Genomic DNA, 26,738 nt, shown 5'->3' on the forward strand with positions numbered 1-26,738 from the left:
ATGCCCGAAGCCGGCGCCGACCGCGCACCGCAGCGCCGCCGCCCCACGCTCCGCGACATCGCGGTCTCCCTCGACCTCTCCGTGAACACCGTCTCGCGCGCCCTCGCCGGCAAGGACGCGGTCTCGGCCGCCACCAGGGAACGCGTCGAGGCCGAAGCCGAGCGGCTCGGCTACGTCCCCAACTCCATGGCGCGCTCCCTGGTCCTGCGGAACGCGATGACGATCGGCCTGGTGATCACCAACCCCTCCAACCCCTTCTACGCGAGGCTGATCGGCGCCATCGAGGAGCGGGGCCGCAGGTACGGGTACTCGCTGATGCTGATGGTCACCGAGGACAGCATCGAGAACGAACGCCGGGCCGCCGACGAGCTGCTGCGGTGGGGCGTCGACGGGGTGCTGGCGGTGCCGGTGCAGGACGGCGCCGAGCACTGGGCCCGGCTCAAGGACGCGGGCACCGACGTGGTGCTGCTCAACCGCGATCTCGCGGAGCTGGAGTCCGACCTCGTCGGCGTCGACTACTTCGAGAGCGCACGCCGTGCCACCGCCCTCGTACTCGAAGGGGGCGCGCGCCGACTCCTGCTCATCGAGGAGGACTTGGAGATCTCCCCGGTCGCCGAGCGGGTCCGCGGCTTCCACGACACCCTGCGCCGCCACCCGCACGCCGTCGACGACCACACCGTGCTGCGCGTCCCGACGCGGCGCCGCGCCTCCAGCTCCCTCCCGTGGGACCCCTCGGACGCGTACCGCCTCGGCAGGCGGATCGCCGGCGAGGTGCAGCCGGGCACGGCGGTGCTCGCCGGCAACGACTACTTCGCGCTCGGCCTCTACCGCGCTTTCGCCGAGGCGGGCCTCTCGGTGCCGCGGGACGTCGCCGTCGTCGGCAACGGCGACCATCCGTTCTCCGCCTACCTCGACCCGCCGCTCACGACGGTGCGGCTCCCCGCGGAAGAGGTCGGCACCACCGCCGTCGACCTGCTGCTCGCGCGGATGCCGGGGGCGCCGGACGCGCGCGAGGTTCCGACGTGCGACGAGCGCCCGGTGCAGCGGCTCCTCGCCGCCGAGCTCGTCGTGCGCTCGTCCACCGGACCCCTGGAGGACGCATGACCAGGTTCCTGCTGAGACGGACGGGACAGGCCCTCATCGTCGCCTGGGGCGCGATCAGCCTCGTCTTCGTCATCGTGCGCGTGGTGCCGGGCGACCCGGCCGCGCTCATCCTGGGGCCCGACGCGAGCCCCGCCCAGACAGCCTCCGTACGCGCCGACTTCGGCCTCGACCGGCCGCTCGCCCAGCAGTACGTGACGCACCTCGGCGAGGTCGTCCGCGGCGACTTCGGCGACTCCTGGCGGCTCGGCGGCAGCGCCATGGCCAACACCCTCGACCGCTACCCCGCGACGCTCACCCTCGCCGTGCTGGCGCTGGTGCTGACGCTCGCCGTCGGCTTCCCGCTCGGCATGGCGTGCGCCCGGCGGGCCGGCGGCGTCCTGGACGCCTGCGTCTCGGCGCTCTCGCTCGTCGGGCAGGCCCTTCCGTCGTTCTGGGTGGGCATCGTCCTCATACTCCTCTTCGCCCGCGGGCTCAACTGGCTTCCGTCGACGGCAGGTTCGGGCCTCGCCTCGGCCGTGCTCCCCGCCGTCACGCTCGCGGTGCCGTTCGTCGGCTGGCTCGCGCGGCTGGTGCGCAACGGCGCGCTGGAGGAGGGCGGGAGGGAGTACGTGCGGACGGCGCGGGCCAAGGGGACGGGTGAAGGCGTCCTCCAGTACGTGCACGTCGGACGGAACATCGCGGTGCCCGTGGTGACCGTGCTCGGGCTGCTCCTAGGCAACTTCGTCGCCAACGCCGTCATCGTCGAGGTCGTCTTCTCCTGGCCCGGCATCGGCTCCCTGATGGTCGACGCGATCACCAACCGCGACTACGCCGTGGTCGAGGCGGCGATCGTGACGATCACCGTCACCTACATCGTGCTCAACCTCCTCGTCGACGCGCTCTACTTCGCGCTCGACCCACGACTCACCCCGGAGAACGCATGAGCGCCCCCGCCCTGGAAGCGCCCGCGCGCGCCCGGCGGCGTACGCCCCGCCGCACGTGGATCGCGCTCGGCGTGCTCGCCCTCTTCGTCCTCGCCGGACTCCTCGGCCCCGTCCTCCACCCCTACGACGCCGTCGCCACCGACCTGCCGAGCCGCCTCCTGCCGCCCGGCTCCCGCACCGAGGACGGCTCCCTCGCCTGGCTCGGCACCGACCAGCTCGGGCGCGACCTGCTCGCCAACGTGCTCGCGGGCAGCCGGGTCTCGCTCGTCGTCGGGCTCGCCACCGTGGTGCTCGGCGGGGCCGCGGGGCTCCTCGTCGGCCTCGTCTCGGGGTACTTCGGCGGCTGGCCCGACGCCGTCCTCTCGCGGATCGGGGACGTCCAACTCGCCTTCCCCTCCATCCTGCTGGCGATCCTCCTCGCGGGGGTGCTCGGACCGAGCCTCACCAACATCGTGATCACGCTCGCCGTCACCCGGTGGGTGATCTTCGCCAGAGTGGTGCGCGCGTCGGCGCTCTCCGCGCGGGAGCTGGAGTACGTCAACTCCGCGCGGCTGCTCGGCGCGGGGCACCTGCGGATACTGCTGCGGCACGTCCTGCCCTCGTGCTGGCAGCCGCTCCTCGTCGCCGGGACCGTGCAGGTCGGGCTGACGATGGTCGCCGAGGCGTCGCTCTCCTTCCTCGGGCTCGGTGTCCCGGTCGACGAGGCGTCCTGGGGCGCCACCGTCTCGCTCGGCCGCGACTACCTCGGCTCCGCCTGGTGGATCTCCACGGTGCCGGCGCTCGCGCTCGCCCTCGTCGTGCTCTGCGTGGGGGCGGTCGGGGACGCGTTCCGCGACGCCTCCGACCCGCGGGCGCAGTTGTGAACGCGCCCCGAGAGGCGCCGAGTCCGAGCCCGCACGGAGAGGAGACCCGATGACCACCGCGCACGAAAGCCCCGCCGCCGAGGTGCGGGACCTGCACATCGCCTTCGGCAGCGGACGGGACGGCACCGACGTCGTCCGCGGCGTCAGCCTCGCGCTCCACCGCGGCAGGGTGCTGGCCCTGGTGGGCGAGTCGGGGAGCGGCAAGAGCCTCACCTCGCTCGCCTTCATGGGCCTCCTCCCCGCGGGCGCCCGGGTCGCCTCGGGCTCGGTGCGCGTGGAGGGCGCCGACACGGGGGAGTTCACGCCCCGGCAGTGGCGCGCGGTGCGCGGGACGAGGATCGCGATGGTCTTCCAGGACCCCGCCTCCGCGCTCAACCCGGCGTTCACCGTCGGCTGGCAGATCGCGGAGCCGTTCCGGCGCCGGCTCGGCGACAGCCGGGCGCGGGCGCGCGAGAAGGCCGTCGCGCTGATGGAGACCGTCGGCATTCCGGAGCCCGAGCGCCGCTACCACGCCCACCCGCACGAGTTCTCCGGCGGGATGCGCCAACGCGCCGTCGTCGCCATGGCGTTGGCGCTGGAGCCGGCCGTGCTCCTCGCCGACGAGCCGACGACGGCCCTCGACGTCACCGTCCAGGCGCAGATCCTCCGGCTCCTCGCCGAGCGGCAGCGCGCCGCCGGGCTCGCCATGCTGCTCGTCTCGCACGACCTCGGCGTCGTCGCGAGGCTCGCGCAGGAGGTCGCCGTGGTCTACGCGGGCCGCATCGTCGAGCAGGGCGACCTCGACACCGTCTACGCCGCGCCGGCGCACCCCTACACACGCGGCCTCATGGACGCGGTGCCCGAAGCGGCGGCCGGCGAGCCCAGACTGCGGTCGATCGCCGGGCACCCGCCGGACCCGGGACGCGTACCGGACGGCTGCGCCTTCCATCCGCGGTGCGCCTTCGCCACCGCCCGCTGCACCACCGAGCGCCCCCTCCTGCGCACCCTCGCGGACGGGCGCAGAGCCGCGTGCCACCACGCGGAGAGCGTCCTCGCCGGGACGGCACCCGGCGGACCCTACGGAGGGAGCGACCTGTGAGCGTCGAGGCAAGGGACGGTGCGCTGCTCAAGGTGGAGGGCCTGCACGCCGGCTACGTCCACCGCGTCGGCCTCGCGCGGCACCGCGTCCCGGCCGTGGCCGGCGTCGACCTCGCCGTTCCCGCGGCGCGGACGGTCGGCGTGGTGGGGGAGTCGGGGTGCGGCAAGACGACGCTCGCGCGTGCCGTGGTCGGTCTGCGGGCGCCCTTCTCCGGGCGGGTCGAGTTCGCGGGGCGGGATCTCGGCACCGTCTCGCGGCGGGAGCGGAGGCGGCTCGCGCGGGAGCTCCAGATGGTCTTCCAGGACCCGTTCACCGCGCTCAACCCCCGGATGACCGTGGCCGAGCTCATCGCCGAGGGATGGCGCATCCACCGCGGCACGGTCGCACCCGCCGACCAGGCCGCCGAGACCGCCCGGCTGCTCGGGCTCGTCGGCCTCGGCTCCGAGCACGCGGAGCGCAGGCCGCACGAGCTCTCCGGCGGCCAGTGCCAACGCGTCAGCATCGCCAGGGCGTTGGCGCTCGGGCCGCGCCTCATCGTCTGCGACGAGGCCGTTTCGGCGCTGGACGTCTCCGTGCAGGCGCAGATCCTCAACCTTCTCGCCGACCTCCAGGAGGAGTTGGGCGTCTCCTACCTCTTCATCTCGCACGACCTCGACGTGGTGCGGCACCTCGCGCACGAGGTGGTGGTGATGTACGTCGGCACCGTCGTCGAGTCCGGGCCGACGGACGAGGTCTTCCGCAACCCGCAACACCCGTACACGAGGGCCCTGCTCTCCGCCGTCCCCTCCCTGCGGGACCGCCCAGGACTCCCCTCGCGCGAGATACCGCTCCACGGCGACGTCCCTTCCCCCGCTACCCCGCCCTCCGGCTGCCGCTTCCGCACCCGCTGCCGGCTCGCCACCGAGCACTGCGCCCGTGAGACGCCGCCGCTCGTGCCGCGTCCCGGCGTCGGCCATCCGGTCGCCTGCCATTACGCGGACGGCGCGGGGACGACGGCGTACCCGGCCGGGAATGGCTCCTGAGGGGCGGCGTTCGCGTATCGGGGTGCCAACTGGGCGTTTTTTCCGCGTGGTTCGGCGGCTCCGGCGACGGCGCACCCGTCCGCGGGCGGCTCCGGGCAAGACGCTACCGGGAGGGCTCGGCCGCGGCGTCCGCGTACCTGCGTGCCAACCGCGCGCACGCCTCCCGCAGTTCGGCGGGCCCGACGACCTCGATCGCCGCGTCGAACCTCCCCAGCTCCGCGGCGAGGCCGATCCAGGACCACGAACCGAGGACGAGACGGCAGCGGCCGAAACCGAGCTCCTCCACGACGCCGTCGCGCGCGTACGCCGACACCGCGGCGGCCGGCAGGTCGAGGAGCACCTCGCCGAGGCACGGCCAACCGCCCGGACCGCCGCGGAACCTGTCGGCGACGAAGGCGGCCACGTCGCCGCCGGGCGGCTCGCGCGGTGCGAAGCGCGGGCCCGTGGGGATGCGCGGGGTGATGCGGTCGGCGCGGAAGGTGCGCCAGCCGGCACGGTCGAGGTCCCACGCGACGAGGTACCAGCGCCCGTCCCTGACGACCAGGTGGTGGGGTTCGGCGCGGCGGCGCTGCGGCGCTTCGTCGGCTGCCGCGGACACGGGGGCGTAGTCGAAGCGCAGTACCTCGCACGCGTGGACGGCGGCACCGAGCGCGACGAGCACGCCGCTGTCGAGCGTCTCGGACCGCTCGCCCGCGACGGCGGTGACGCGGAGGGCGTCGACGCGGTGGCGCAGACGAGCCGGCATGACCTGCCGGACGGTGGCGAGCGCGCGCGCCGCCGCCTCCTCGATGCCGGCGCCGCTTGCGGTGGCGAGCCGGAGCGCGACGGCGAGGGCGACGGCCTGCTCGTCGTCGAAGCGCAGCGGCGGCAGCTCGGCGCCGGCCTCCAACCGGTAGCCGCCCTCGGGGCCCTTGAGCGCCACGACCGGATAGCCGAGCTCCCGCAGCCGGTCGACGTCGCGGCGCACGGTGCGGGCGCTGACCTCCAGCCGCTCGGCGAGGAGCGCCCCCGGCCAGTCCCGGCGCACCTGGAGCAGCGAGAGCAGCGACAGCAGCCGCGCTGAGGTCTTCGGCATGACGCCCATGGTGCCCCGGGAAGCGGACAGGAATCGACCGCTTCCCCTGCGAACGTCCTCCCGTACCCGCGACCCGCTGCGGTCGCACACGTCCGGAAGGAAACACCGTGGACATGCGAGAGACAGCCCGGCACACCGTCCGTCTCCCGGCGAGACGGAAGGCCTGCGCGCCGCACCGCTCATCGAGCCCGGCGACCCGGCGCACGGCGCAGCAACGGCGGCCCCGATGACCGTCCTCGACACCAGAACGCTCAACCGCGCGACGCTCGCCCGCCAACTCCTCCTCGACCGGGCCGACATGCCGCCCCTCCAGGCCGTCGCGCACCTCTGCGGCCTCCAAGCGCAGGAGCCGCAGGAGCCGTTCACCGGGCTGTGGTCGCGCCTGCGCCGGTTCTCCCCGACGACGCTCGACACCCTGCTCACCGGGCGCGACGTGGTCAGGACCCACCTGATGCGCCGCACCGTCCACCTGCTCACGGCGGACGACGCACTCGCCTGGCGCGCACGCCACCACGCCATGCTCCGCCAACGGGTGTTGGGCGTCCACCGCGGTGCACTCGACGGCGTGGACCTCGACGAGCTCGCCTCCGCCACCCGAGCCCTCTTCGCCGACGGTGAGCCCCGCTCGACGGCCGCCCTCGCGCGCGCCCTCGCCGAGCGCTGGCCCGCGCCCGGCACGAGGGCGCTGGGCGAGACGGCCGTCGCCGCGCTCGTCCCCATGGTGCAGCGGCCGCCGCGCGGGCAGTGGCGCGTGCGGTCGGGTGTGCGCAACATCCCGCTCGCCTCCTGGCTGGGCCGCGAGATCGACCCGCCCGCGCCGGCGGGGGCCGACCCGGTCGGCGAGACGCTGGTCCGCCGCTACCTCGCGGCCTTCGGCCCGGCCGCCTCCGCCGACCTGCGCGCCTGGTGCGGCCTCGCCGGACTCCCGGCCGCGGTCGCCGCCGTCCGCGGCGAGTTGGTCTCCTTCCGCGACGAGCGCGGCCGCGAACTCCTCGACCTCCCCGACGCCCCGCGCCCCGACCCGGACACCCCCGCGCCCGTCCGCTTCCTCCCGGCCTTCGACAACGCGATCCTCGGCTACCACGACCGCACCCGCCTCATCGACGACGCCCACCGCGGCCTCTCCGTCACCGGAGCCCGACTGGCCCTGATCGACGGCCGGACCGCCGCCACCTGGACCGCCGACGCGCACACCGTCACCGTCACCCCGCTCCGCCCCCTCACCCGAGCCGAGCGCACCGCCGTGACGGAGGAGGGGAGCAGCCTCGCTTCCTTCCTCTCCGACGGCGAGAGCGACCGCGTGCGCATCGTCGCGCCGGAGTGAGGGGCAACTGCCTTTGGCAACTGCCTTCGCTGCGCGGGGTGTTCTCCTGCCCTGAGGGCAGGGCGCCTTCGCGGTCCTCGCGACCGGCTGCCGTCCGTTGCCGGGGTGCGACCGCGCCGTCGGGGGAGAAGCCCCTCGTTCGGCACGGTCCGGACGGCGGCGGCCTGGGCCACCCCTGCGTCCTGTACAGCTCCGGCACGGGTGCGGCCGGCACTCGGCGTCCGGCCGCTCTTTCCCGGCCGCCATCCCCGCTCCGTCGAGTCCCCCATGCTGGCGGGGACTTCCGCTTCCGTGCCGGGAGCGGCGCTGCCAACCGCCAACTCCCCGCCGAGTCGCCCCGCTCCGGGGATCCGCCGTCCGCAGACCGATTCCCCGCGCACGAACGGAAAGCGGACACTCCCTGTCCGCGCCCCCTGCGAACGTCTCCCACGTCGAAGCACGACGCACCGACCGCCTCCCGCGGCCGGCCGCACGTCCCGAGCCCCGCGCCCGGGAACGAGAAGGCTAGGAGCCACCATGTCCCTCAAGTCCGTCGCCCACCTCAACTTCCGGGGCGACGCCCGCGCAGCGCTCGAGTTCTACCACTCCGTCTTCGGCGGCGAGATCGCCGTCGTCACGTACGGGGACGCCGGCACCGCGTCGGACGCGACCGAAGCGAAGCACGTCATATGGGGCCAGGTCGTCGCGGACGACGGCTTCCACGTGATGGCGTACGACGTCCCCGCGGGGACGCCGTGGAACCGTGGCGAGAACGCGTTCTTCCTCTCTCTCCGCGGGGAGACCGAGGAGGAGATCACGGGCTGCTGGGAGAAGCTCTCCGCAGGAGCGACCGTCGCGCACCCGTTGGCGCCGTCGCAGTGGGCCCCGCTCTACGGCATGCTCACCGACCGCTTCGGGGTCGTCTGGGTCGTCGACGTCGCGAGCGAGTACAGCGGCTGAGCAGCAGGCGGCGGCGGGGAGCCCCGCCGCCGCCCGGGCTCGCACGCGGGCGCCGGCACGGAATCCCCGGTGACGGGTATCCGCACCGCCCCGAGCCCCTACGGGACTTCCACGAGCTGGGCAGATCCCGCACACCGCAGGTGCCACTCGGTGGAAGCATCACCCTCAGCGGTTGTCCGTGCAGGATTCCGGCATTGACGGTCGGATCAGGCCACGCATAGCTTCCGGCCATGACCCCACGGGCGAGCGCCGAGATGATCGATGCGCTGGACCGCCGCCTCATAGCAGCGCTCCAGCTCAACGGTCGTGCGCCGTGGGCGAGCATCGCGCGCTGGGCCGGGACCACCGAGACCACGGCGCAGCGCCGGTTCCACGCGCTGCGGTCCCGCCGGCTGCTCCACGTCGTCGGCGCCGTCGAGCTGGACCGCACGGGGGCCGGGTCGTCGATGCTCGTGCGCGTCCAGGCCCGCCCGGGCAAAGGGCTCCAGCTCGCCGAGATCCTCGCCGGCCACCCCGAGGTGCGCTTCCTCGCCCTGGTGACGGGGACCGCCGACCTGATCGTCGACTTCGTCGCGCGGGACAACGAGGAGCTGCTGCGGCTCCTCTACACCGACCTGCCCGGCGCCCACCTGATCACCAGCAACGAACACGTCGCCGTCATCCGCACGTTCACCTCGGCTGCGCTGTGGGACACCGGGCTGCTGCCCGCCGAGGCGCGGACCGAGCTGCGTCCCACCCAGGCGCCGCCGTACGAGCGGGACGACTGGGACCGGGCGCCGCGGACGCTGACGGAGCTGGAGAGCGCCGTCGTCGGCGAGCTCGCGCACGACGGGCGGCTGCCGGTGAGCACCGTCGCGCGGACGCTCGGCCGCAGCGAGTCGAGCGTCTCGCGGGCGCTCGACCGAATGGTGCGCCGCGGCATCCTGCACTTCCGGACCCTCGCCGAACCGGCGCTGCTCGGGTTCGAGGCGGAGTTCATGCTCTGGCTCTCGATCGACCCCGGCCGGCTGGAGAAGGCAGGACGGCAGCTCGCGCAGCACCCGGGAACGAAGTTCCTCGCCGCCTCCACCGGGCGGTTCAACCTCGTCGGTCACATGGTGCTACCGCGCCGCACCGACCTCTTCCGTTACACCGACGAAGTGATCGGGTCCCTACCCGGGCTCAACGCTTCGGACGTCACCCTCCACCTGGTCACCCTCAAAGGCGCGTGGACGCGCATGGACCAGTTCGTCGCCTGACCCCCGACTCCCCGCCGATCCCGGCCCGTTGCCCCGCGGCCGGCCGTACGTCCCTCACCCCGGAGGCTCCCATGCCGACTCCGAACGTCCCCTCCTGGCAGTGGCCGGAATCCACCTGGCGCGGGCACGTCGACGCCGTGCGCGCCGGTCGCGCCCTGACGCCCGAGCGGTGGCCGGGGGGCGCCCGCGCCGCGGTCGCGCTCTCCTTCGACTCGGACCACGAGACGATCCCCCTCCGCGACGGCGAGACCAGCCCCGGTCGGCTCGCCCAGGGCGAGTACGGCGCACGCGTCGGAGCCCGCCGGGTACTGGAGCTGCTCGCCGCACGCCAGGTGCCCGCGACGTTCTTCATGCCGGCGGTCTCGGCGCTGCTCCACCCCGACGAGGCACGCGGGTACGTCGAGCGCGGCCACGAGATAGGTGTGCACGGCTGGATACACGAGCGGAACACCCTCCTCGACGCCGCCGACGAACGCGAGCTCATCCAGCGCGCGGCGGAGACCCTGGAAGAGCTCACGGGCGCCCGCCCGCGCGGCATCCGCACCCCGTCCTGGGACTTCTCGGACTCGACCCTCTCCACCGTCCTCGACCTCGGCTTCGCCTACGACTCCTCGCTGATGGCCGACGACGAGCCGTACGAGGTCCTCGCCGACGGCAGCCCCACGGGCCTCGTGGAGGTCCCGGTCGACTGGGTCCGCGACGACGCGCCCTACTTCACGATGGACCGCTACGGCTCGGTGCGCCCCCACACCCGCCCGCGGGACGTACTGGAGATCTGGCGCGACGAGTTCGACGAGGCGTACCGCAGCGGCGGCGTCTTCCAACTCACCCTCCACCCGCACGTCATCGGGCACCGGTCGCGGATCGTGATCCTCCGCGAGCTCCTCGACCACATCCGCGCGCACGACGTCTGGTTCGCCACCCACGCCGAACTCGCCGACGCCGCCCGCGCGGTCCTCGGCGCCCCGCCGCACGAGTCCGCGTCCCCCGCCGTCCCCCGTACCCAGGAGCAGGACCGATGAGCACCGGAACACCGTCGCCCCCCGCCGAAGCCACCCCAGCCACGACGAAGTTGAGCCGCAGCCAGCGCAAGGCGATCGTCGCCGGCACCGTCGGCAACACCGTCGAGTGGGTGGACTGGGCGCTCTACTCCATCTTCGCCGCCGTCATCGCGGACGTCTTCTTCCCGAAGTCGGAAGGCGCCGTCGCGCTGCTGGCGACGCTCGCCGTCTTCGCCGTCGGCTTCGTGATGCGGCCGATAGGTGCCGCCGTGCTCGGCGCCTATGCCGACCGGAACGGCCGGAAGAAGGGCCTGACGCTCACCATCGGGCTGATGGCCGGCTCCTCCTTCGTCATCGCGCTCGCGCCCGGCTACGAGACGACCGGCATCGTCGCGCCCGTGGTGCTGCTCCTCGCGCGGCTCGTCCAAGGGTTCTCCGCAGGCGGGGAGTTCGGCTCCTCCTCGGCCTTCCTCGTCGAGTCGGCCGCGCGCGGGCGGCGCGCCTTCGCCGGGTCCTGGCAGCAGGTCTCGGTCGGCGGCGGGGTGCTCATCGCGTCGCTTCTCGGCACGATCTGCACCTCGCTCCTGAGCGAGGACGCGCTCCACGCCTGGGGTTGGCGTGCCGCGTTCGTCGTGGGCGGGCTCCTCGGGCTGCTCGGGCTGTGGCTGCGCGTCTCCGTCGAGGACACGCAGTCCTTCAACGAGGCGCAGAGCTCGGGCCGTTCGCGGAGCAACCCGCTGAAGGCGATGTTCGTCGAGCACCCGGCGGCGGCGCTGCGGGTCGCGGGCATCACCGTCGCGGGCACGCTCACCTACTACATCTGGGTCAACTACCTGCCCACCTACGCCAATCTCACCACCGGCATCCCGCTGGAGACGGCGCTGCTCTCGCAGACCCTCTGCCTCATCGTCTTCGTCGTGGCGCTGCCGTTCGCCGGCATCCTCTCCGACCGCGTCGGCAGGAAGCCGACGATGTCCGTCTTCGCCGGCGGATTCGTCGTGCTCGCCTGGCCGTTGCTGCACCTGATGAGCGACAGCTTCCTCAGCGTCTTCCTCGTGCAGCTCGTCGGCGTCCTGCTGATCCTCGGCTACTCGGCGAACTGCGCGGTGATCATGGCCGAGCAGTTCCCGCCCGAGGTCCGCGCCACCGGCATCGCGCTCCCGTACGCGCTCGCCGTCGCCCTCTTCGGCGGCACCGCGCCCTACGTCACGACCTGGCTCAACGAGGCGGGCCACCGCGACCAGTTGTGGATCTACGTCGCCGGCGCCTCGCTCGTCTCGCTCATCGTCTACCTGACGATGCCGGAGACCAAGGACAAGGAGTTCGACTGATGGACGCGATCCGCCACACCCTGGTCACCGGCGCAGCCGGCGGCATCGGGGCCGCCGTGGCACGCGAGTTCGCCGCGCACCCGGCGGGCGCGGACGGCGTCCTCACCCTCGTCGACGTCGCGCCCGAGCGGCTCGACGAGGCGGCGGAGGCGGTCCGCGCCGTCGCCGCCGAGAGCGGCACGCCCTGCACGGTCGAGGTGCACGCCGCCGACCTCGCGTCGGCGGACGGGCCCGCCGCCGCGGTGCGTGCGGCCTGGGAAGCACACGGCCCCGTCGACGTGCTCGTCAACGCCGCCGGCCGGTACCCGTCGACCGACATGCTCGACGTCACCGCCGAGTCCTGGGACGCGCTCCAGGCGCTCAACACCCGTGCCCCCGTGCTCGCCACCGCCGAACTCGGCCGGCGCGCGGTGGCGGCCGGCCGCCCGGCGTCCGTCGTCAACATCTCCTCGGGCGCCGCGCTCCGCGCCCGGCCGGGCGGCGGCCCGTACGCGACGTCGAAAGCGGCCCTGGAGATGGCGACGCGCGCCGCAGCCCTCGAACTTGGACCCCACGGCATCCGCGTCAACGCCGTCAGCCCCGGCTTCGTGCCGGTGGCGAGCGAAGTGAACCCGGTGGCCCCCGAGTACGCGGAGGCCGTCTCCGTCAACCCGCTCGGCCGGGCCGGGACGCCGGACGACGTCGCGCGGGCGGTGCGCTGGATAGCGGGCCCGGACGCGGCATGGGTCACCGGAGAGGTGCTCCGCGTCGACGGCGGTTCCGCAGCCGGCGCCTGCGGCCTCCCGCGTCTGTGGCCACCGCGTCCGACGACACACGCGGCGGACGGCGCCCCACCCGAGGACGCCGCCCCCGAACCCCGCACGACGAAAGGAACCCCCGCATGACCGGCGACGCCTACACCGTGGTCGGAGGCGGTGCCATCGGCGGCACCCTCGCGTACCGCCTCGCCCGGGCCGGGCACTCCGTCACCGTCGTCGACGCCGACGCGGCGCACACCGCGGCGATGCGCGCCCACGGCCTCACCGTCACCCGCCCCGACGGCACCACCGAGACCGCGCACGTCGCTGCCGCGGGCACCCCTGAGGAGCTCGCCGAACTCCCGCTCGACCAGGTCCTGTTGGCGGTCAAGGCGCAGGCGACGGAGGAGGCGATGGCGTGGATAGCGCCACGACTCTCCGCCGACGGCTACGTCGTCTCGGTCCAGAACGGCTTCAACGAAGAGGACATCGCACGGCACGTCGGCGCCGAGCGCACCGTGCCGGCTTTCGTCAACATCTTCGCCGACGTCGTCGACCCCGGTGTGATCAGGGACGGCGGCGCCGGAGCCCTCGTCGTCGGATCCCCGCAGGGCGCCGACGACGCACGGGTGCTGCGCCTCGTCGACGCGCTGCGCGGCCAGGGCCCAGCCGAGGCGAGCGGCAACGTCGAGGGATTCCTGTGGGCGAAGGCCGGATTCGGCGCGATGCTCGCCGCGAGCGCGCTCGCCGACGCCCCGATGGCCGACCTCCTCGACCGCCACAGGACCGCAGCGCACGCCGTCGCCCGCGAGGTCTTCGACGTCGCCGACCGCCTCGGCGTCCGACTGGAGTCGTTCGACGCGTTCGAGGCATCGGCCTTCCGCCGCGACGCGGCGCCCGAGGTGCGGGAAGGCGCCACCGACCGGCTCGTCGCCTGGCTGCGGACGATGCCGAAGGACCGCAGCGGCATCTGGCGCGACCTCGCCGTACGCCGCCGGCCGGTCGAGGTGACCACCCACTACGCCACCGTCTTCACCCGCGCCGAGGAGGCCGGCGTCGAGACGCCCGTACTGCGGGCCGTCGTCGAGGGGCTGCGCAAGCTGGAGTCAGAACCGTCGCTGATGTCCGAGCAACACCTCGACGTCCTCGACCGGTTGGCGACAGGACCGTCCCGCCTCCCCGCCGCACCGCTCCTCGACGACGCGCAGGCGCGCTCCGTCCACGGCTGGCTCGACGCGCACCGCGAGGAGCTCCTCGCCGACCTCGCCGCCTACACCCGCATCGAGAGCCCGAGCGACGACACCGAGGCGCTCGCCGGCTGCCTCGCCTGGCTGCGCGAGTGGCTCGACGCCTCCCTCGGCGAACCCGCCGAGGAGCAGCTGCTGGAGCGGCCGGAAGCCGGCGACATCCTCGTCCGCAGGTATCCCGCGCGGGGCCCCGCCGCGTCCGGGGGCGGCGACCCGCGCCCCGTCCTGCTGCTCTGCCACTACGACACCGTCTGGCCGCTCGGCACCCTCGCGGGGTGGCCCTTCGCGCTGGAGGGCGACCGGATCTCGGGACCCGGCGTCTTCGACATGAAGGCAGGACTGGTGCAGGCGGTCTGGGCGCTGCGCGCCCTCGACGCGCTCGAACTGCCGCGTCCCGCCGTCACGCTGGTGCTCAACGGGGACGAGGAGACCGGCAGCCTGCACTCCAGTGAGGCACTCGTCGCGGAGGCCGCGCACGCCCGTGCCGCCCTCGTCTTCGAGGCGAGCGCGGACGGGGCCGTCAAGACCTCCCGCAAGGGCGTCGGACTCTTCACCCTCCACGTGACGGGCCGCGAGGCGCACGCCGGGCTCGACCCGACCGCGGGCGCGAGCGCCGTCGTGGAGGCGGCGCACCAGATCATCCGACTCGGCGAACTCGGCGACGCCGCGGTCGGCACCTCGGTGAACGTCGGCGTCGTCCGCGGCGGCACCCGCAGCAACGTCACCGCGGGCGCCGCCGAGGCACACCTCGACGTCCGCGTCGCCTCGGTGGACGAACAGCGCCGGGTGGCCGCCGGGTTGGCGGCGCTGCGCCCTGCGGACCCGCGCACCTCCGTCGACGTGACGGGCGGCTGGAACCGCCCCGTCTTCGCCCGCACCCCCGACGTCGGGCGCCTCTACGAGCTCGCTCGCCAGTGCGCCGCCCCACTCGGCGTCGACCTGCGCGAGGCAGCCGTCGGCGGCGCGAGCGACGGCAACTTCGTCCAGGCGGCAGGCGTCCCGGTCCTCGACGGACTCGGCGCCCTGGGCAGCGGCGCCCACGCCCGCAACGAGCACACCACGCTCAGCGGCATGGTGGAGCGTTCGGCTCTCGCCGCCGGGGTACTGGCGGCCTTCGTCCAGGGGGCCTGACGGTCCCACCGTGCTTCCCGCGCCCGGGTCCCGGCCGCCGGGCTCTTTCGGGCGGACCTGCATCGAGGGAGCCGGGCGGACGGGCCCGGGCCGTGCCCGTCAACAGCCCGGGGTGACCCGGGCGTTGCACGCCGGGCACCGCGCGCCGTGTGCGCCCTCCGGAAAGGCACGGTCCGGCGCCGCCCGCACATGCGACCGGCCGCTTCCTCGCCCACCATGAGAGGACCCCGCGCCGGGAAGCACGCACGCCGGCCGCCACCGCCGGGCCTCCACCGCCGCGCGGAGCGCAGCGGGCCCACAGGATCGGGCCGAGACGCATGCCCCATCCGGTACCGGGAGTCGGAGGCCATGACCGTTTACGGCTACCACGCGTCGCACGAGCAGTTCCCGCCCTCCGAACTGCTCGGCCTGGTGCAGGCGGCACAGGAGGCAGGGTTCGGGAGCAGCATGTGCTCCGACCACTTCGCCCCCTGGAGCAGCCGCCAGGGCGAGTCCGGACACGCCTGGGCCTGGCTGGGCGCGGCCCTCGCCACGACCGGGCTGACCACCGGCGTGGTCTCCGCACCCGGGCAGCGCTACCACCCGGCGGTGCTGGCACAGGCCGCGGCGACGCTCGCCGAGATGTACCCGCGGCGCCTGTGGCTGGCCCTCGGCACGGGCCAGGCTCTCAACGAGCACGTCACAGGCGACCGATGGCCGGCCAAGGAGGTGCGCACCCGGCGGCTCGAGGAATGCGTGGAGGTGATGCGTGCCCTGTTCGCCGGCGAGACGGTCTCCCACGACGGTCTGGTCGTGGTGGACAGGGCCCGGCTGTGGTCGCTGCCCCGGAACCCGCCGCGCCTGCTGGGCGCCGCGGTCAGTCCGCAGACCGCGATCCGGGTGGCGCGCTGGGCCGACGGTCTGATCACGATCAACCAGCCCGACGAGGCGCAGAGCGAGACACTCGCCGCCTACCGCGAGGCCGGCGGGGGCGGCCCGGTGCTGCTCCAGGCGCACCTCTCCTGGGCACGTACCCGCGACGCGGCGCTGGAGGCCGCGCACGACCAGTGGCGGGAAGCGGTGCTCGGCAGCGACGTCGGCGGGGAGATCCCGCTGCCCGAACACTTCGAGCAGGCCGCGGAGTCGGTGGAGGCCCGGCGGATGGAGCAGTTCGTGCACGTCTCCGACGACCCCGCCGAGCACGCCGCCTGGCTGGCCGGACAGAGCGAGACCGGCTTCGACGAGATCCTGCTCCACCAGGTCGGCAGGGACCAGGCCGGCTTCCTCGACGTGTTCGGCAGCGAGGTGCTCCCGGAGCTGCGCTCATGACCGGCCGGACGGGCGGCTCGGCGGGCGCGTACCCACCGATCGGAGAGTACTGCTTCCTCTCCGACTGCCACACCGCGTCCCTCGTCGGCCCGGACGCGGCCGTCGAGTGGTTGTGCGCTCCGCGCTTCGACTCCGCCAGCGTCTTCGCGCGCATGCTGGACCGCGCGGCGGGCGGCGCCTGGGAGCTGGCCCTCGACGGCACGGAGCCCAGGGAGCAGCGCTACCTCGACGGCACGCTCGTCCTGGAGACCCGCTGGACCACGCCTTCCGGCACGGCGGTGGGCCACGACTTCCTCGCCGCACGGCAGCCCGACGGCGACCGGCAGGGCATCGAGCCCCGCGGCACGCTCGTCCGCCTGCTGCACTGCGAGTCCGGCGAGGTGCGGACACGGCACAGGCTGGACGTCCGCCCCGGCGACGCACGCACCGCGGCGCGCTGGTCCGCGCGCCACCGAGCGGGCGACGAGACCGGCGGGGCGGCAGCGGCGAGCGGTGCGCTCGTCGAGGAGGAGACCGGTCTCTGCCTCGCCGTCGCCGGAGGCGCGGACGGCGGCGAGAGCGTCGCGCCGACGCTCGCCGAGGACGGCAGCCTCGTCGTGGACGCAGTCCTGACCCCGGGCGCGACCCTCGCCGTCTCGCTCGGTCTGGGCCCGGGAAGCGAGGCCGCGGCCGGAGTGGACGGCGCCGACCGACTGCTTCGGGAGACGGCCGCGGCCTGGCGCGCGTGGTCCTCGGCCGCCGCCTACGAGGGGTACGGGGCGCGGCACGTACGGCACAGCGCCGTCGTCCTCCGCGGGCTGATGGCGAGCGCCACCGGTGCCCTCATCGCGGCCCCGACCACCTCCCTGCCCGAGTGGCCCGGAGGAGAGCGCAACTGGGACTACCGCTTCCTCTGGCAACGGGACGCGGCCCTGGTCGTCCTGGTGCTCATGCGGCTGCACCACCGCGCGGAGGCCGGCGCCTACCTGCGCCTGCTGCTCCGTCACTGCGCGGTGTCCCGCGGCGTCCTCACCCCCATGCTCGACATCGACGGGAGCACCGAGAGCTCCGAACACGCCTCGGAGCACCTCGACGGATACCTGGCCTCCCGCCCGGTGCGGTACGGCAACGAGGCGTTCCGCCAGCACCAGTTGGACACCTACGGACAGGTGCTGGACGCCGCGCTCGTCCACCAGCAGGTCACCGGGACCGAAGGGCAGGGACTCGACGAGGCGGAGCTCGGCGCGCTCTTCGCCGTGGTCGACCGCGTCTGCCGAGTCCGGCACGGACCCGACGACGGTATCTGGGAGGTCAGGAACCTGCCGCGGAACTGGACCAGTTCCCGTCTCTACGCGTGGGTCTGCCTGGACCGGGGCATCCGGCTCGCCGAACTGGCGGAGGACGGGCGCCCGCAGATCGGGAACTGGCGTGCCGAACGGGAGGCCCTCCGCCGGGAGATCCTCACCCATGGCTACGACGAGGAGCGAGGGGCGTTCGTCCAGTCCTACGGTTCGCGCAACCTCGACGCCTCGCTGCTCCACGTCTCCCTCGTCGGCTTCCTGGAGGGGACGGACCCGCGCGTGGTCTCCACCATCGACCGCATCGACGAGGAGTTGGGCGAGGACGGCTGGCTCGTCCACCGCTACGACCCGCAGGCCACCGACGACGGCCTGAACGGTCCGGAGGGCGGGTTCCTCCTCTGCTCGTTCGACATGGTGTCGGCCCTGGTCCTCGCCGGCAGAAGGGACGAGGCCCGGCGCCGCTTCGAGGCGCTCTGCTCCCGGCGCGGACGCTTCGGACTCTTCTCCGAGGAGATGACGGCGGCCGGGCAGATGCTGGGCAACTACCCGCAGGCATTCACCCACCTCGGCCTGATCGAGGCGGCCATGAACCTGGACGCCGCCGACGACAGCGAGGCCCTGCACGCCTGGGCCACCAGGACCGCGCGATCCGGCGGTTGACGCCCGCGGTCCGGCAGCGACGTCGAACGTCCGACGCCGGCACGGCCGTGCGCCCTCCGCCCGATCCGCACGTACGCCTGGGGTGGCCCGACCATGGGCAACGACGCCGAGCTGGAAGGTCACGGCCGCGGGTGGACTGACACCTGTCTCGGCCGGCATGCGACGGGTCCGGCCGTTCTAGGAGGAACGAGGCCGGACCCGTCAATGCAGGTGACTACGCGTCAGTCGTTCTGGGCGTCCGAGGGAAGCTTGCGGAGCTTCATGTCCGACGCCTCGTCGGTTCCGAAGCCGTAGTCCAGCAGCTTCGCTGCGTCCTTGTTCCTGTCCTCGCTGTTGAGGACGACCCCGGTGAGAGTCTCGCCGTCCCGCTCGGCCGAGAAGACCAGGCACGCGCCTGCCTTGCTCGTCGTGCCGGTCTTGATGCCGGTAACGCCCTTGTAGGAGCCGAGCAGCGCGTTCGTGTTGTTCCAGGTGTAGTAACGGGTGTTTCCGTTGGCGGCCGGAGCCTCGGTCTCGTGCTTCTTCGTCCCAACGATCTTGCTGAACGTCGGGTTCTGCATTGCGTGCTGAGCCAGCTTCGCGAGGTCCGCAGGCGAAGTGGAGTCGTCGCCCGTGCCGTCGAAGGTGTCGAACTCGGTCTTGCCCAGGTCCATGTCCTGAGCCTTGGCGTTCATGTCCGCGACGAACGACTGCACTCGCTTCGCCCTGGTCGCTCCCTGGCCGAAGGTGTCGGCGAGTGCGTACACGGCATCGGCTCCCGAAGGCAGAAGGGCCGCGTACAGGAGCTGGCGGACCGTCATTTTGTCGCCGGTCTGGAGGTCGGCCGTGCTGGTGTGGTGCTCGGTGACGTAGTCGCGGTATGCCTGGTCGACCGGGACTTTCCGGTCGAGATCGGCGTCCTGCTTGTCGAGGACCAGGGAGGTCGCCATGATCTTGACCGTGCTGGCCATGAACCTGTCAGTGTTTTCGTTCTTGCCGTAGATCGATTCGCCGCTGTCGTCCACCAGTATGGCGCCCTTGGCAGCGATCTCCGGGGGAGGAGCGGCGGAAGTTCCGGCCCAGGCGGCCAGAGGGGTGCCGGTGAGTACGACGCCGCCTATCGCAGCGGCAATGATCTTGCGTCTCGACAGCGACTTGAGGCCCATCAAAAAGGTGCTCCCATCAGCAGTAGTGCCATACAGATTCCCGGGGAAGACCGTCTTGACATCGATGTCAGGTCGCGAAGCAGGATGCCAAGACAGCAGCAGGTCCCCCGCGGTGACCGGGTCGGACCTCCGTATGCGGAGCCGACGGTCTCCCCGACCGCGGGGCGCTCATGTCACGTCGAGGATTCCTCTTGACACACGGATACCCAATCACACCCCTCCGGACGGTCAACCACAGCCGGTAGGTGGCACCTTGCTCCCTCCCGCCGCAACGGGACTGGGCGAAGTCCCGGCCGAGCGCCAGGTAGTGCTCCAGGTACGGTGACGTACTGGCGGCTCGCGGCCCCGTCCTCGGCTTCGGCCGGGAGCTGTTCCCTCTGTTGCGCCCCCCCCGGGAGGAATCTCCACCGTTCCGTGTTCGGCGTCGATTTGGCCGTCATCACCTACAGGGACGCCGGAAGGGTGCAAGACCCCGCCGAGGCGGAACAGGTGACACAGCGCCAAGTCGTTGCGGAGCTCGGCTTCCACGTCATGGCCCACGACGTGCCCCGCGCCATGCTGCGGAACCGCGGAGGGGACTCGTTCCTCCTCTTGCTCGGGGCGTGCGTGTCAGCCGCCGTGTACCCGCCGACCTCTGCGCGGTAGGCCCACTTCGGCATCCTCACGGACCAGTTCGGCGTCACCTGGGTCGTGGACGTTGCGAGCGACTACCACGGCCGCACAACCCGGAGGGCACCCGCGCACGTCGAAAGGCACGGGCTCCCGGCAGCTCGGACGCGGGTGAAAACTCTGTGCTCGCCTGGGGTGATGGCCCCGATGGACCGTTCCGCCGACTCCACGGCACGGAGCCCGCACCCCTCATGAGGGCCCGGACCGGACGGACGCCGGCCGCCCCGGGCGAGGAGCCCGACGGCGCCACGACCCGGCGGCGGACCCTCCGGGGAGTCGCGAAGATCACCGCCGCCGTGGTCGTGGTGCTCGTTTTCTCCTGCCCGGCGACCGCTGGGCCGTGCTCTACCCCGAGAAGACGGCCGCACAGAAGGTGCAGGAGGAGCCCGGACTCCGAAGTGCAAGTCGACGCTTCCCCGTCATCGCGCAGCTCGTCGCGGGCCGCCTCGACCGCGTCGAAGCCACCGCCCCCCACGTATCGGCAGGACGGGTCTCCGTCGCCAAGGTGGAGGGGACGGTGGACGATCTGCGGATCGTCGGAAACCTCCCGAACTCGGTCAAAGGCGCGGTGCTGAGCGCACTGCGCGGCGAGGTGTTCCTCGCCTTCGACGACCTCGACCGCGAAGCCGGAACCTCGCAGGTGCAGTTGACGCCCGGTCGGCAGAAGAACACAGTGCGGGCGTACGGCGAACTGCCGATGGCCGGCACGCAGGCCGAGATCCGGGCACGGTCCGCATGGGGCGCACGGGAGCCCGCGGCATGCCCATGACCATCGCGGACACCCGAATCGTGGTCCCCGGCCTGCTCGTGTACACACCGGGGAAGGGCGGCGGCCTGCAGCTCGCCGCGCCCGCCGCCGACAAGATGGACGACAGCGACTCCGAGCGGACGATCGGAGAGCCGCTCTCGCCCGGCCAGTTGCTGAAGGGGAGCGCGATCGACGCACTCGCCGAACATTGGGGGCTGCTGAAGCCGGCCGGTATCGATCCGTCGCTGATCCGGGGGCTGCAGAAGGTCCAGGGCCGAAGGTCGCGAAGGAGCTGCGGTTCTCGGCCAAGCTGCCGGACAGCCTGCCGGGCGACCTCCGGTTGCGCGACATCCCCGTGGAGGAGCACGGCGTACGGACCGAATTCACGGGCCGCGACGTGCCGTTGGGCGACCACGTGGAGTGGCCTCGTACTGCCCGGCGACCGGCCCCGCCACTCTCGCCCCGACGACGAACCCCACCGCCTCTCCGCCGGGCGGCGTGGCGATGCGCCACCAGTCCCGCGGGCTCGCGTAATGCGAGAGCTCACTCTCGCACTGCCCAGCGGCCGCCTCGCGGTCGGACATCCTGGCCAGGCTGCACGTCCGTGTACCGCCAAGGCCCACACCCGCACCGAGACCATCAGCACCACGAGCCCCTCGGCATCGCGAACTTGCGGAAAGACGAGGCGTGCAGCCGGCTCGGGAACCCACGGCTCCGGACGTCGTTCCGGGCGCAACCGCTCTACGAAGAGCCGGGCACCGATCCGCTCCACCACCACGCAGGATCTTCGACGGTTTGCCTGCCCGCCAGGCGGCCCTGGCCGGCAGACGGTCGCCGCGCAGGGCGATCCACATCCGTCCCGGGCGTCTGCGGCCGCCGGCTGGGTCGTTCGTCGACTGCTCGCCGAGGACACAGGGCAGCCGGGAGAACAGGTCGAGTTCTTCGCGCCCGGTGATCGGACGCAGGTCAGGTCGTTCGCTCCCACGGCGAAGGCGCGCTCGGGTGAAGGCGCCCGTCCGCCATGGTCAGACGCGGTTCGCACTGCGGGATGACGCGAGCGCAGTGACCCTGACGCCGCCGCCGGTGCGCTGTCGTCAGCCACGGGCTAGCGGGTTGCTAGTAGTCGTCGATATCTCCTGACGAGCGCCGTAGATATCGGACACGCGACCGGAAAAATTGCACCGCCGCAACGAGCGCTGCCGTGATCACGCCCTGGCAGGTTCCGGGTCGGCGGAGGAGGCGTTCCCGGCCATGGCATCAACCCGGCGAATGGTGCAAGGCGCTTGGTCTCTAAGTACTGCACAACGGGTCGGAAGGCCCCTCACCGCCCGTCTTCCCAGGTGAGAGGCCTTGTGTGCCCCCGGCAGGACTCGAACCTGCGGCCAAGTGCTTAGAAGGCACCTGCTCTATCCACTGAGCTACGGGGGCCAGTCTCCCGGCGGGGCGGTGGCCCTGCCCCCGCGGCGACCATGGCGGGGTCAAGGATAGGGGGCGCAGTGGCTCGTCCCGCTCCCTCCACGTCCGCGCTGCGGTGTGGAGGTTCCGTGAAGCGGTCCCGATAATCGCAGGCTGGTGCGATTAATGCAGCGCTTTTCGCGCCGCGTGGTGCGGGTGTTGCGCAGTCGTTATGGCGACGGTGTGGCTGATGTGTGGGTAAGCGTGCCGACTGGGGCACCGATGGGCGAATGGCGCCAGTTTCATGGTGCTGGGCAGCGATTGCGCTTCAGAAATCTCCTGAAATTGGGCATTCTGCCCCTGTGGCGATCTTGGATGTACAGCCAGAACTGCTCACCGCCCTAAAAACGTTGCGGGACCGTATCGCCGCAGCGCGTCTCCCGCTGCCCTTGACGGGCGCCGAGCGCGCACGCAGATCCAGGGACGAACTACTGGCCCAGCTCGACGACTACCTCCTCCCACGCCTCACCTCCCCAGAGGCTCCCCTTCTCGCGGTCGTGGGCGGTTCGACGGGAGCCGGCAAGTCCACACTGGTCAACTCGCTCGTCGGTCGACGCGTAAGCGAAGCGGGCGTCCTGCGCCCCACTACCCGCACCCCCGTCCTCGTCTGCCACCCCGACGACCATCACTGGTTCACGGGCGCACGCGTCCTTCCCGACCTCAGACGCACCTTCCCGACTCCTCAGAACATCCCTCGCCAGGAGACCCCCGACAACGAGGAGTCGAGCGTCGAGGAGATCGACTACGATCCGGAGAGCACCGGCAACGATCTCCGTATCGAGACGGATGTCGCTCTACCGGCCGGATTGGCCCTCCTCGATGCCCCCGACATCGACTCATTGGTCGTCTCCAACAGGGACTTGGCTGCCGAACTTGTCAGCGCCGCAGACGTCTGGATTCTGGTCACCACCGCCTCCCGTTACGGGGACGCCGTCCCCTGGCATCTGCTGCGCACAGCGCGCGAGTACGACGTCACCCTCGCCACCGTCCTGGACCGGACCCCTCATCAGATCGCCACGGAGGTCTCCCACCAGTACGGCCTTCTTCTCGACCGCGAGGGGATGGAAGAGGTCCCGCGCTTCACCATCCCCGAACTGCCTGAGTCGGCAGGCGGATCGGGCCTCCTTCCCGCGACCGCCGTGGCCGGTCTCCGGCAGTGGCTCTCCCGGCAGGCGCAGGATCCGGCGGCTCGCGAGGTCGCCGCGGCCCGCACCGCCACCGGCACACTCGCCTCACTGCGTCCCCGTGTCGTCGCACTGGCCGGTGCCGTCGCAGCGCAGCACGGGGCGGTCCAACGGCTCTGCGACGTCGTGGAAACGTCCTTCGCGGACTCCGGTCGCCGGGCTCGCCGACGGCTCGGCAACGGGGAACTGCTCGCGGGGGAAGTCGCCGCACGCCTGCAGTCCTTCCCGGCGGACTGTGGCGGCGACGAACTGCTGAACGCCTTCGAGGAAGGACTCACGGCACTGCTGGGCGGCGCCGTCACAGTCGCGGACCAGCACGTGGCAGACGCCTGGAGACGCGAACCCGGTGGGGGCTGCTGCCTGCCGATGGAGGAGGACGAGGCGGTAGCACGCCCCGGATTCCTCGTACGGAGATGGCGCCGATGCATCGAGGAGTCCGTGGAGGAAGAGGTACTCGCCGCGGAGCTCGGCGCACTCGTCGATGCCGAGGAGATGGCGGCCGTGCTGATGGCGGCACTCCTCGGCGGGCCGAAGACCGAGGAGTTGGCGCTCGGCGTTCTCGCCGACGCACTCGGGCGCACGGTTGCCGAGCGCCTGCGCGCAAACGGGGTGCAACTGCTCGACGCCTGCGTGGAGCGCGCGCTGGCGGCACGCAGGGACCACTGGCTGGCGCCGCTCGAGGAGCTGGCGACGACCCCCGACTCGCAGGTCGACCTGGTGGCTGCGTACTCGGCATTGAGCAAAGCCCGGGCGGTGCTGGCATTTCCGGCCGCCCGCACGCATCGAGAGGTCCAGAGGGAGAGGTGACCACGGTGTCGGCGACGACCCGGGAAGAAGGAACCGCGAGCGAGAAGGAAGCAGCCCCTCCCTGTGAGGATCTCGGAGCCGGGGATGACTGGGCACCGGCGTCTGCCGCGTCCGTCAGCGAGGTGGAACACCGCACGACGGAGACGACGGGAGGCGAGACGAGCGCGAAAGAGGCGCACGTCCATGAGTACGTCGGGGAGCTCTCCGAGGCCGAGTGCCGTGAGCGTCCCGTCGAGGAGGCGGTGGAGGCGAAAACGGCTCCGCCGCCTTGGAGCGACGGGCTGATTGCTCGACGTGCCTTCTCCTCCGGAGCCCAAGGCGACTCGGGAGACGAGAGAGCCGGTTCCCGGTATGGCGCGGACCGACTGCCGACGGCGCGCACCGGCGGCGGGCAGGTTCCCGGCACGGAACCGGCCGTCGAGGAGGAACACCTTGCCGCGGCCTCGGAAGCCGAGACGAGTACCGATGGTCCTCATCGGGAGGAGCACGAGGAGACGACGAGGCACGCCGCGCCGCCGGCCAGGGCGTCGGCCTTGGTCGCCCCGAGCATCCCCGATCGGGCAGAGGAACAGCAGACACTGGCCCGAAGGCTGGGTGCGCTCGGAGAGTTGCTCGGTCTCTCCCGCGGACGCGTGGAACCGGAACTGCTCGCCGAAGCAGCGCGGGTGTCGGAAGAGGCGGGTGCACGTCGGCGGCTTCCCGACGCCTACTCGGTCGTCGCGCTCGCCGGCGCCACGGGCAGCGGAAAGTCCTCCCTTTTCAACACGTTGGCAGGAGCGCAGCTCTCCGAGGTGGGGATCTGCCGGCCCACCACCGCGGCCCCCGTCTCCTGCACATGGGAGGCAGCCGAGGGCGAGGGCGGAGCCGACGGTCTGCTCGACCGACTCTCCATTGCGCCGAGCGCTCGTCGTTACTCCTGGGACGAGAGCCTCAACGGACTGGTCCTCGTCGATCTCCCCGACCACGACTCCGTCGCCCCCGACCACCGCCCCCAGGTCGACCGGCTCCTCGGCTTGGTGGACGCGGTGGTCTGGGTCGTCGATCCGGAGAAGTACGCGGACGCGCTGCTCCACGAGCGCTATCTGCGTCGGATGCCGCACCACGCCGATGTCACCTTCGTCGTGCTCAACCAGATCGACAGGCTCGGACGGGAAGCCGTCGGCGCGGTCCTCGACGATTTGCGGCGGTTGCTCGACAGCGACGGCGTCGCTCTCGGCGACTACGGCGAGCCGGGGGCCGCGGTCCTGACCACCTCCGCTCACACCGGCGAGGGGATCGACGAGCTCAGGACGGAGCTTGCCTCGCTTGCGGCGGCGCGGCGTGCTGCGGCTCTCCGCATGGGCGCGGACCTGGACTCCGTGCTTCGCCGCCTTCGTCCGCTCTACATCAACGCCGAAGCCGGTGAGTTGGGGTTGACAGAGCTGATCCGAGAGCGGTTCGACGAGCGCCTCGCTGTCGCTCTCGGTGCTCGCGCCGCAGGGGAGGCGGCGGAGCGAGCCTGGCTTCGCGGCGCCGAGGAAGCGTCCGCGACAGTGTGGGCGCGGCTGCTGAAGCGCCGGATCGAGAAGAGGCGCAGGGCTGTTGTGGGGGACGCCGAACGTGGCCTTCCGGCGGAGCGGCCCGGTGGCGCCCTCTCGCCGGCCTCGCGGCCGGCAGTGGCCCAGGCCGTGAGGGAGCTCGGCGAGAGCACCGCGGCAGGTTTGCCGGAGGCGTGGTCGCGGCGCGTGCGTGATGCCGCTTTTCGCGGTGCGGCGGGGCTCCCGGAAGCGCTCGACGAGGCGGCCCGTCGTCGGTACGCCCCTGAGGGAGCCGAAGGCACGGGAGAATTCTCGGCCGAGGGACTCCCCGCCGAGCCGCACGCGTGTTCCTCTGCCGTTGCCCCGGAAGCTCGGGACGCCGCAGGAACTGCGCGAGACGACAGAGCCGTTGAGAGGAGGGCGGACGCGCCTGGTCACGAGGGAGTCGAGAAGAAGGGGCGAGGAACCGCTCGCTTCCGAGCTCGGAGCCGGGCGGGAGGCGCTGCCTTCCGCGAACCAGAGGCCGGGCGTCCCCGCTGGCGGACGAGGTCGGACGCCGCCGCCTCGGCGCCGCGGCCGGCCTGGGCGCCCGTTGCGCTCGTCGGACAGGTACTGATGATGGCCCTGCAACTCGTGGGGGCCGTATGGATGTTGGTTGCTTCCACTGTGCTCGGCGGAGAGACGGCGCCTCTCGGCGCGACGCTCCTCGGGGCGGGGGCCGTCGGTGCTCCACTGCTCTCGTGGATGTGCCGGAGGGTCTCCCAGGGGCCCGCGCGCGTCCACGGCAGCACAGAAGAGGCCAGGCTGCGACGTCTCGCTGCCGGTTGTGGTCGCTCGCGCGTCCTGGAGCCCGTTGCTGCTGAACTCATGCGGTACCGGGAGGCCCGGGAGCAATACGTGATCGCCACCGGGGAGGTGTAGAGCGCGGACCCGCTTCGCGAACCGCCCCGGT

Annotated in this window: 19 protein-coding genes and 1 tRNA gene; 17 read left to right on the plus strand and 3 right to left on the minus strand. The window is 72.6% G+C overall.

Annotated elements, in window-relative coordinates:
- Genes UWG_RS0118455 through UWG_RS0118475 form a run of 5 tightly spaced genes read left to right on the plus strand, consistent with a single transcriptional unit; the run spans nucleotide 1 to nucleotide 4,990 of the window.
- Complete coding sequence (locus tag UWG_RS0118455) at nucleotides 1-1,104, plus strand: LacI family DNA-binding transcriptional regulator (protein WP_016908696.1); 1,104 nt, start codon at nucleotides 1-3, stop codon at nucleotides 1,102-1,104.
- Nucleotides 1,101-2,027 carry an ABC transporter permease gene (locus UWG_RS0118460; protein ID WP_016908697.1) on the plus strand — a complete coding sequence of 309 codons (927 nt, stop codon included), beginning with the start codon at nucleotides 1,101-1,103 and terminating at the stop codon, nucleotides 2,025-2,027. Before UWG_RS0118455 ends, UWG_RS0118460 begins: the two co-directional genes overlap by 4 nt.
- Nucleotides 2,024-2,890, plus strand: coding sequence for an ABC transporter permease (locus UWG_RS0118465; protein WP_016908698.1), 867 nt, complete (start codon nucleotides 2,024-2,026; stop codon nucleotides 2,888-2,890). Before UWG_RS0118460 ends, UWG_RS0118465 begins: the two co-directional genes overlap by 4 nt.
- Nucleotides 2,891-2,939: 49 nt before the next feature.
- Nucleotides 2,940-3,968 carry an ABC transporter ATP-binding protein gene (locus tag UWG_RS0118470; RefSeq protein ID WP_016908699.1) on the plus strand — a complete coding sequence of 343 codons (1,029 nt, stop codon included), beginning with the start codon at nucleotides 2,940-2,942 and terminating at the stop codon, nucleotides 3,966-3,968.
- Nucleotides 3,965-4,990 carry an ABC transporter ATP-binding protein gene (locus UWG_RS0118475; protein WP_016908700.1) on the plus strand — a complete coding sequence of 342 codons (1,026 nt, stop codon included), beginning with the start codon at nucleotides 3,965-3,967 and terminating at the stop codon, nucleotides 4,988-4,990. Before UWG_RS0118470 ends, UWG_RS0118475 begins: the two co-directional genes overlap by 4 nt.
- 103 nt (nucleotides 4,991-5,093) lie before the next feature.
- On the opposite strand, the gene UWG_RS0118480 is transcribed toward UWG_RS0118475, so the two are convergent.
- Entirely contained in the window at nucleotides 5,094-6,065 is a 972-nt protein-coding gene (locus UWG_RS0118480; RefSeq protein WP_029391565.1) for a helix-turn-helix transcriptional regulator, read from the minus strand.
- Between the two features lie 226 nt (nucleotides 6,066-6,291).
- Between UWG_RS0118480 and UWG_RS0118485 the strand changes: the two genes are divergently transcribed.
- From UWG_RS0118485 to UWG_RS0118525, 9 genes are all read left to right on the plus strand, one after another.
- On the plus strand, nucleotides 6,292-7,389 hold the full coding sequence (locus UWG_RS0118485) for a winged helix DNA-binding domain-containing protein (RefSeq protein WP_016908702.1): 1,098 nt from the start codon (nucleotides 6,292-6,294) through the stop codon (nucleotides 7,387-7,389).
- A 516-nt stretch (nucleotides 7,390-7,905) separates the two neighbouring features.
- A complete protein-coding gene (locus UWG_RS0118490; RefSeq protein ID WP_016908703.1) occupies nucleotides 7,906-8,328 on the plus strand; it encodes a VOC family protein in 423 nt (140 codons plus the stop codon).
- A gap of 254 nt (nucleotides 8,329-8,582) precedes the next feature.
- On the plus strand, nucleotides 8,583-9,566 hold the full coding sequence (locus UWG_RS0118495; protein WP_016908704.1) for an Lrp/AsnC family transcriptional regulator: 984 nt from the start codon (nucleotides 8,583-8,585) through the stop codon (nucleotides 9,564-9,566).
- A gap of 71 nt (nucleotides 9,567-9,637) precedes the next feature.
- Nucleotides 9,638-10,588, plus strand: a complete 951-nt coding sequence (locus UWG_RS0118500; protein WP_016908705.1) for a polysaccharide deacetylase family protein — start codon at nucleotides 9,638-9,640, stop codon at nucleotides 10,586-10,588.
- Nucleotides 10,585-11,898, plus strand: coding sequence for an MFS transporter (locus tag UWG_RS0118505; RefSeq protein WP_016908706.1), 1,314 nt, complete (start codon nucleotides 10,585-10,587; stop codon nucleotides 11,896-11,898). The genes UWG_RS0118500 and UWG_RS0118505 overlap by 4 nt, the downstream gene beginning before the upstream one ends.
- On the plus strand, nucleotides 11,898-12,782 hold the full coding sequence (locus UWG_RS0118510) for an SDR family NAD(P)-dependent oxidoreductase (protein ID WP_016908707.1): 885 nt from the start codon (nucleotides 11,898-11,900) through the stop codon (nucleotides 12,780-12,782). The genes UWG_RS0118505 and UWG_RS0118510 overlap by 1 nt, the downstream gene beginning before the upstream one ends.
- Complete coding sequence (locus UWG_RS0118515; protein WP_016908708.1) at nucleotides 12,779-15,013, plus strand: 2-dehydropantoate 2-reductase; 2,235 nt, start codon at nucleotides 12,779-12,781, stop codon at nucleotides 15,011-15,013. The genes UWG_RS0118510 and UWG_RS0118515 overlap by 4 nt, the downstream gene beginning before the upstream one ends.
- Before the next feature lie 348 nt (nucleotides 15,014-15,361).
- Entirely contained in the window at nucleotides 15,362-16,321 is a 960-nt protein-coding gene (locus UWG_RS0118520; protein ID WP_016908709.1) for a TIGR03885 family FMN-dependent LLM class oxidoreductase, read from the plus strand.
- Nucleotides 16,318-18,261: a glycoside hydrolase family 15 protein gene (locus tag UWG_RS0118525; RefSeq protein ID WP_016908710.1), complete on the plus strand. Its 1,944-nt coding sequence runs from the start codon at nucleotides 16,318-16,320 to the stop codon at nucleotides 18,259-18,261. The genes UWG_RS0118520 and UWG_RS0118525 overlap by 4 nt, the downstream gene beginning before the upstream one ends.
- A 221-nt stretch (nucleotides 18,262-18,482) precedes the next feature.
- On the opposite strand, the gene UWG_RS0118530 is transcribed toward UWG_RS0118525, so the two are convergent.
- Entirely contained in the window at nucleotides 18,483-19,406 is a 924-nt protein-coding gene (locus tag UWG_RS0118530; RefSeq protein ID WP_016908711.1) for a D-alanyl-D-alanine carboxypeptidase family protein, read from the minus strand.
- A gap of 1,009 nt (nucleotides 19,407-20,415) precedes the next feature.
- On the opposite strand from UWG_RS0118530, the gene UWG_RS33735 reads away from it, so the two are divergent.
- Entirely contained in the window at nucleotides 20,416-20,844 is a 429-nt protein-coding gene (locus UWG_RS33735) for an LmeA family phospholipid-binding protein (protein ID WP_029391567.1), read from the plus strand.
- Between the two features lie 1,334 nt (nucleotides 20,845-22,178).
- Here the strand turns inward: UWG_RS33735 and UWG_RS0118545 are convergent.
- A tRNA-Arg gene (locus UWG_RS0118545) sits at nucleotides 22,179-22,251 on the minus strand.
- Nucleotides 22,252-22,580: 329 nt separating this feature from the next.
- Between UWG_RS0118545 and UWG_RS30420 the strand changes: the two genes are divergently transcribed.
- Both UWG_RS30420 and UWG_RS0118555 read left to right on the plus strand, forming a co-directional pair.
- On the plus strand, nucleotides 22,581-24,269 hold the full coding sequence (locus tag UWG_RS30420) for a dynamin family protein (RefSeq protein ID WP_193386460.1): 1,689 nt from the start codon (nucleotides 22,581-22,583) through the stop codon (nucleotides 24,267-24,269).
- 122 nt (nucleotides 24,270-24,391) lie between these two features.
- A complete protein-coding gene (locus UWG_RS0118555; RefSeq protein WP_237720146.1) occupies nucleotides 24,392-26,707 on the plus strand; it encodes a GTPase in 2,316 nt (771 codons plus the stop codon).
- Nucleotides 26,708-26,738 lie beyond the last annotated feature (31 nt).

Source organism: Streptomyces xiaopingdaonensis (genome assembly GCF_000262345.1).
GTDB lineage: Bacteria > Actinomycetota > Actinomycetes > Streptomycetales > Streptomycetaceae > Streptomyces > Streptomyces xiaopingdaonensis.

What these genes read in the sequence shown, in the direction of transcription:
- UWG_RS0118455 (WP_016908696.1), top strand. Translation starts at nt 1, where the DNA reads ATGCCCGAAGCCGGCGCCGACCGCGCACCGCAGCGCCGCCGCCCCACG.
- UWG_RS0118460 (WP_016908697.1), top strand. Translation starts at nt 1,101, where the DNA reads ATGACCAGGTTCCTGCTGAGACGGACGGGACAGGCCCTCATCGTCGCC.
- UWG_RS0118465 (WP_016908698.1), top strand. Translation starts at nt 2,024, where the DNA reads ATGAGCGCCCCCGCCCTGGAAGCGCCCGCGCGCGCCCGGCGGCGTACG.
- UWG_RS0118470 (WP_016908699.1), top strand. Translation starts at nt 2,940, where the DNA reads ATGACCACCGCGCACGAAAGCCCCGCCGCCGAGGTGCGGGACCTGCAC.
- UWG_RS0118480 (WP_029391565.1), bottom strand. Translation starts at nt 6,065, where the DNA reads ATGCCGAAGACCTCAGCGCGGCTGCTGTCGCTGCTCTCGCTGCTCCAG.
- UWG_RS0118485 (WP_016908702.1), top strand. Translation starts at nt 6,292, where the DNA reads ATGACCGTCCTCGACACCAGAACGCTCAACCGCGCGACGCTCGCCCGC.
- UWG_RS0118490 (WP_016908703.1), top strand. Translation starts at nt 7,906, where the DNA reads ATGTCCCTCAAGTCCGTCGCCCACCTCAACTTCCGGGGCGACGCCCGC.
- UWG_RS0118495 (WP_016908704.1), top strand. Translation starts at nt 8,583, where the DNA reads ATGATCGATGCGCTGGACCGCCGCCTCATAGCAGCGCTCCAGCTCAAC.
- UWG_RS0118500 (WP_016908705.1), top strand. Translation starts at nt 9,638, where the DNA reads ATGCCGACTCCGAACGTCCCCTCCTGGCAGTGGCCGGAATCCACCTGG.
- UWG_RS0118505 (WP_016908706.1), top strand. Translation starts at nt 10,585, where the DNA reads ATGAGCACCGGAACACCGTCGCCCCCCGCCGAAGCCACCCCAGCCACG.
- UWG_RS0118510 (WP_016908707.1), top strand. Translation starts at nt 11,898, where the DNA reads ATGGACGCGATCCGCCACACCCTGGTCACCGGCGCAGCCGGCGGCATC.
- UWG_RS0118515 (WP_016908708.1), top strand. Translation starts at nt 12,779, where the DNA reads ATGACCGGCGACGCCTACACCGTGGTCGGAGGCGGTGCCATCGGCGGC.
- UWG_RS0118520 (WP_016908709.1), top strand. Translation starts at nt 15,362, where the DNA reads ATGACCGTTTACGGCTACCACGCGTCGCACGAGCAGTTCCCGCCCTCC.
- UWG_RS0118525 (WP_016908710.1), top strand. Translation starts at nt 16,318, where the DNA reads ATGACCGGCCGGACGGGCGGCTCGGCGGGCGCGTACCCACCGATCGGA.
- UWG_RS0118530 (WP_016908711.1), bottom strand. Translation starts at nt 19,406, where the DNA reads ATGGGCCTCAAGTCGCTGTCGAGACGCAAGATCATTGCCGCTGCGATA.